The organism is Citrobacter sp. TBCS-14, from assembly GCF_005280805.1.
GTDB classification, from domain to species: Bacteria; Pseudomonadota; Gammaproteobacteria; order Enterobacterales; family Enterobacteriaceae; genus Citrobacter; species Citrobacter gillenii.
Map to the genome: position 1 here is coordinate 1 of NZ_SZWM01000547.1, position 228 is coordinate 228.

Here is a 228-nt window from a genome sequence, read left to right on the forward strand (position 1 = left end):
AGAATCTGGCGGATCCGGCATACCGTCGCCGTCGCATCATCATGCAGAACATGCGCGACGAAGAGATGGCGATTGCTCAGGTTGAAGAGATGCAGGCGGTCTCTGCCGTACTTAAAGGCAAATACACCATGACCGGTGAAGCCTTCGAACCGGTTGAAGTGGATATGGGGCGTGATGAGGCGAATAACATCACGCAGTCTGGCGGCACGGAGTGGAGCAAGCGTGACA

At 55.7% G+C, this 228-nt stretch carries 1 protein-coding gene; it reads left to right on the forward strand.

Translation table 11 applies throughout. The features are described from left to right. On the forward strand, window positions 1–228 hold a 228-nt coding region (locus FDX22_RS19800; RefSeq protein ID WP_186805366.1), incomplete at both ends, for a major capsid protein.